The 5,335-nt window shown below is 71.9% G+C and carries 3 protein-coding genes; all 3 read right to left on the minus strand.

The window, feature by feature from the left end; genetic code table 11:
* On the minus strand, nt 1–2,545 hold a 2,545-nt coding region (gene cydD / locus ACOV8S_RS25460; RefSeq protein ID WP_448320570.1), incomplete at its 3' end, for a thiol reductant ABC exporter subunit CydD.
* A gap of 24 nt (nt 2,546–2,569) precedes the next feature.
* Nucleotides 2,570–3,577 carry a cytochrome d ubiquinol oxidase subunit II gene (gene cydB, locus ACOV8S_RS25465; RefSeq protein ID WP_448320572.1) on the minus strand — a complete coding sequence of 336 codons (1,008 nt, stop codon included), beginning with the start codon at nt 3,575–3,577 and terminating at the stop codon, nt 2,570–2,572.
* 19 nt (nt 3,578–3,596) lie between these two features.
* The gene (locus tag ACOV8S_RS25470; protein ID WP_448320573.1) at nt 3,597–5,108 is read right to left on the minus strand and encodes a cytochrome ubiquinol oxidase subunit I; all 1,512 of its coding nucleotides are present in this window, start codon (nt 5,106–5,108) and stop codon (nt 3,597–3,599) included.
* Nucleotides 5,109–5,335: the final 227 nt, after the last annotated feature.

Below are 5,335 nucleotides of genomic sequence, written 5' to 3' on the forward strand. Positions count from 1 at the left end.
GCCCCACGGCCAGGACGGCGCCCGCCTCGGGCAGCAGCCAGGCCGAGAACGACACGGAGCCCGCCGAGACCGTCAGGGCCGCGCCGACGGGCAGCAGCCACCGCAGCCAGTAGTCCTGCAGGGCGTCCACGTCGGTGACCAGGCGGGACAGGAGATCGCCCCGGCGTGCGCCGCGCAGCCCGGCCGGGGCGAGCCGCTCCAGCCGCGCGAAGACCGCGACCCGGGTGTCGGCGAGCATCCGCAGCACGGCGTCGTGCGAAAGCAGCCGTTCGGCGTAGCGGAAGACTGCACGGCCCATACCGAAGGCACGGGTCGCGGTCACCGCGAGCATCAGGTGCAGCACGGGCGGCATCTCCGAGGCCCGGGAGATCAGCCAGCCGGAGGTCGCCATCAGCCCCACCGCGCTCCCCAGCGCGAGACTCCCCAGCAGCAGCGCCGTCCCGAGCCGCCCCCGCCGCGCCCCCGACAGCCCTCGCACCCGCCGCAGCACGCCACGCCCACGGGCACGCGCACCCCCGACCACCGGTGCGGCCACGGGACGGGCACCGGCCTCGACCGCCGCCCCGCCCGCGGGAAGGGCCACGGCACCACCGTCGGCACCACCGTCGGCTCCGCCGACCGGCCGGGCGACACCGGTCAGCGGCTCGGCGGCACCAGTCACCGACTCGACGGCAGCACCGGTCAGCGGCGCCACGGAGCGCGTTACCGGCCCGGGAGCCGCTGCGGTCACCGGCCCGGCGGCCGCTTCGACCACCGGGTCGGCGGCAGCACCGGTCGGCGGTTCGACGGCAGCACCGGCTGTGGAGGCGGCGACCCAGGTCACCGGGGCGGCACCGAACGCCGGGCCGCGGCCGGACCCGGGCACGCGGTCCGGGCCGCCCGCGTCCTCGCTCCTCGCCGCGGCTGGGGCGGACGGCTCCGTGAGCCGGATGACGCGGTCCGCCACCGCGAGCAGTGCGGGCCGGTGGACCACCAGCAGGACGGTCCGGCCCACCGCCAGCCGCCGCACCGCCTCGGTGATCTCCGCCTCCGTCGCCCCGTCCAGCGCGGCCGTCGGCTCGTCGAGCAGCAGCACCGGCCGGTCGGCCAGGAAGGCGCGGGCCAGCGCGATCCGCTGGCGCTGCCCGGCCGACAGCCCCGCGCCGTCCTCCCCCAGCAACGTGCCGGTCCCCTCCGGCAGGGCGTCCACGAATTCCAGCGCCCCGGCGTCCGACAGCGCCCGCCGCACCTCGGCCTCGTCGGCACCGGGCCGTGCCAGCCGCACGTTCTCCGCCACGCTCGCCGCGAACAGGTGAGGCCGCTGCGGCACCCAGGCGATCCGCGACCGCCAGGCCTGCGGGTCGATCTCCGCGAGGTCCACGCCGCCCACACGCACCCGCCCTCGCGAGGGCGCGGTGAAGCCGAGCAGCACCCGCAGCAGCGTGGACTTGCCCGCGCCGCTGGGTCCCGTGAGGGCGACCGCCGCCCCGGGCTCCACCATGAACGAGACGTCCCGAACGGCGTCCTCCGAGCGATCCGGGTAGCGCACCGTGACGTCCTCGAAGGTGATCGTCGTGTCCGCCGGCACCGGCCGGTCCCCCGCCACCGGCAGCGGCGTCTCCAGCGTCGCGAACACCTCCTCGGCGGCGGCCAGCCCTTCCGCCGCCGCGTGGTACTGCGTCCCCACCTGCCGCAGCGGCAGGTAGGCCTCGGGCGCCAGGATCAACACCACCAGCCCGGTGTAGAGGTCCAGTTCTCCGTGGACGAGCCGCATGCCGATGGTGACCGCCACCAGCGCCACCGACAGCGTGGACAGCAACTCCAGCGCGAACGAGGAGAGGAAGGCGATCCGCAGCGTGCGCAGGGTGGCCCGCCGGTACTCCTCGGTGATCCGACGGATGGACTCCGCCTGCGCCTTCGCCCGCCCGAACACCTTCAGGGTCGGAAGCCCGGCGACCACGTCGAGGAAGTGGCCGGAGAGTCGCGACAGCAGCCGCCACTGCCGCGCGGTGTGGGCCTCCGTGGCCCACCCGATCAGCGCCATGAACAGGGGGATCAGCGGCAGGGTCGCCACGATGATCGCCGCGGACACCCAGTCGCCCGTGACGATCCGGGCGAGCACCACCACCGGCACCACCACGGCCAGGCCCAGCTGGGGCAGGTACCGGGCGAAGTAGTCGTCCAGGGCGTCCACACCCCGGGTCGCCAGGTTCACCAGCGACCCGGTGCGCTGCCCGTCCAGCCAGGAGGGACCGAGGGCGGCTGTCCGTGCCAGCAGCCGCCCCCGGAGCTCGGACTTGACCGCCGCGCTCGCCCGGTGGGCGGCGAGGCCGGTCAACCAGGCGACCAGCCCCCGCCCGCAGGCGACGGCGGCCAGCGCCAGCAGGGGAGTTCCCAGCTCACCGGTGGTCAGCCCTCGTTGGAAGACGCCGACCACCACCTCGGCGAGCAGCGTCGCCTGGGCGACGACCAGTCCTGCCCCGATCAGGCCCAGGGCCACCACCGCGGCCAGGAAAAAGCGGGTGGCGCGTGCGTGACGCACCAGCCGGGGGTCCACCGGTTTCACGTGAAACCTCGTCCGTGAGAGTGGTCAGCGGCTCACGGCGATGTGCCGTGTGCCGATCCGCTTGCGGAACACCCAGTAGGTCCAGGACTGGTAGAGCAGCACCACGGGCGTGGCCGCCAGCGCGCACCAGGTCATGATCTTCAGGGTGTAAGGGCTGGACGAGGCGTTGGTGACCGTGAGGCTCCAGGTCTCGTCCAGCGTGGAGGGCATGACGTTCGGGAACAGCGACAGGAAGAAGACCGCCACCAGCCCCACCACACCGAGACCGGAGAAGACGAACGACCAGCCCTCCCGTCCGGCCCGCGCGGTGAGAACCGCGGCGGCCAGAGCGGCCAGGGTGAGGGCGGCGGCCACCAGACCCGGGGTGTTGCCCCGCAGCAGCAGCGTCCAGAGCAGGAAGCCGGCCAGCGGCACGGCGGTGACCGCGCCCAGCCGCAGCGCCAGTCCGCGCGCCCGGTCCCGGATCTCCCCCTCGGTCTTCAGCGCGGCGAAGACCGCGCCGTGGAAGGTGAACAGCGCGAGGGTCGTCGCTCCGCCCAGCAGGGCGTACGGGTTCAGCAGGTCGCCCAGGGTGCCCACGTACTCCAGGTCCCGGTCGATCCGCAGACCGCGGACGATGTTGCCGAACACCACGCCCCACAGCGTGGCGAGCAGCAGCGAGGTCCAGAAGATCACCGACTCCCAGTTGCGCTGCCACTGCTCGCCGGAGCGCTTCACCCGGTACTCGAAGGCCACCCCGCGCAGGATCAGGCAGAGCAGGACCAGCAGCAGCGGCAGGTAGAAGCCGGAGAAGAGCGTGGCGTACCACTCGGGAAAGGCGGCGAAGGTGGCGCCGGCGGCGGTCACCAGCCAGACCTCGTTGCCGTCCCAGACCGGGCCGATGGTGTTGATCAGCACCCGCTTCTCGGTCCGGTCCCGGGCCAGCAGCCGGGTGAGGACGCCGATCCCGAAGTCGAAGCCCTCCAGGAAGAAGTAGCCGGTCCATAGGACGGCGATCAGGACGAACCAGACGTCGTGCAGTTGAAGTTCCATGCGGGGCGACTCCTGCCTGCTAGTACGAAAAGGCCATCGGCCGGTCGGCGTCCTGCGGGTCGCCGCCGATTCGGGTGGGCGGGTTGAGGTCGGCCTCGGTGAGCTCGGGCGGGCCGGCCTTCACGTACTTCACGAGCAGCTTCACCTCGACGACGGCGAGCGCCGCGTAGACCACCGTGAAGAGGACCATCGAGGCGAGCACCTCGCCCTGGCCGACGCCGGGGGAGACGGCGTCACGGGTCTGGAAGACGCCGAACACCACCCAGGGCTGGCGGCCCATCTCGGTGAAGATCCAGCCCCAGGCGTTCGCGATCAGCGGGAACGCCATGGTCCAGGTCGCCACCTGCCAGAACAGCCGGGTCGCCCGGGGGCCGAGGACGGTGCCGCGCGGCAGCAGGACCAGGCGCGGCACCTCGTCCTCGCCGGTCCGCAGGTGCCGGGGGAGCAGGAACTTCTTGCGGGTGAGCCAGAGACCGAGCACACCCACCCCGAGGGAGGCCATGCCGAAGCCGATCATCCAGCGGAAGCTCCAGAAGGCGACCGGGATGTTGGGGCGGTAGTCGCCGGGGCCGTACGTCTCCTGCATCTCCTTGTTGATGTCGTTGATGCCCGGCACGTAGTGGTCCAGGTCCGAGTCGGCGAGGTACGAGAGCAGGCCGGGTATCTGGATCGCCACCGTGTTGTGGCCCTTGTCGACGTCCCCGTAGGCGAAGAGCGAGAACGGGGCGCCGCGTTCGCCCTCCCACAGCGCCTCGGCGGCCGCCATCTTCATCGGCTGCTGCTCGAACATCACCTTGCCGAGGACGTCGCCGCTGACCGCCGTCAGCAGGCCGCCGACCGCCACCGTCACCAGGCCCAGCCGCAGCGAGGTGCGCATCTCAGCGATGTGCCGGCCGCGGGCCAGGTGGAAGGCGGCGATGCCGACCATGAAGGCGCCGCCGGTCAGGAAGGCGGCGGCCAGGCTGTGGAAGACCTGGGCGAGCGTGGTGTTCTGGGTCAGCACCAGCCAGAAGTCGGTGAGCTCGGCGCGGCCCTTGGCCTCGTTGATCCGGTAGCCGACCGGGTGCTGCATCCAGGAGTTCGCCGCCAGGATGAAGTAGGCGGAGAGGATGGTGCCGACCGCCACCATCCAGATGCAGGCCAGGTGGATCCTCTTCGGGAGCTTGTCCCAGCCGAAGATCCACAACCCGATGAAGGTCGACTCGAAGAAGAAGGCGATCAGCGCCTCGAAGGCCAGCGGCGCTCCGAAGACGTCCCCCACGAAGCGGGAGTAGGCGGACCAGTTCATACCGAACTGGAACTCCTGCACCAGGCCGGTGACCACACCCAGCGCGATGTTGATCAGGAAGAGCTTGCCCCAGAACTTGGTGGCCCTGAGGTACTTCTCCTTGCCCGAGCGGACCCAGGCCGTCTGGAGGCCGGCCGTGAGCGCGGCCAGGGAGATCGTCAGCGGGACGAAGAGGAAGTGGTAGACGGTCGTGATGCCGAACTGCCAGCGGGCGAGTGTCTCGGGTGCCAGGGCGAGGTCCACGTGTTCTCCTTCACAGCGGTGCCTCGAGGCGGAGTTTTTGTTCCACCAGATCCGCACATGGGGGGATGAACATGCGCGCTTGTGAAAGCGTTCACATTCACAAGCTATTATCAGCATGTAGGTCGAACGGCTGTACAGGGGGGTCCCCCCTAACGGCCCGGATCGGCCGAAACCCGCCCCTCGCCCACGCTCCGAGCCCCGTCCCTCGCCCCGGCCCGGCCCGGCCC

It is taken from the genome of Streptomyces sp. CO7, assembly GCF_053474865.1.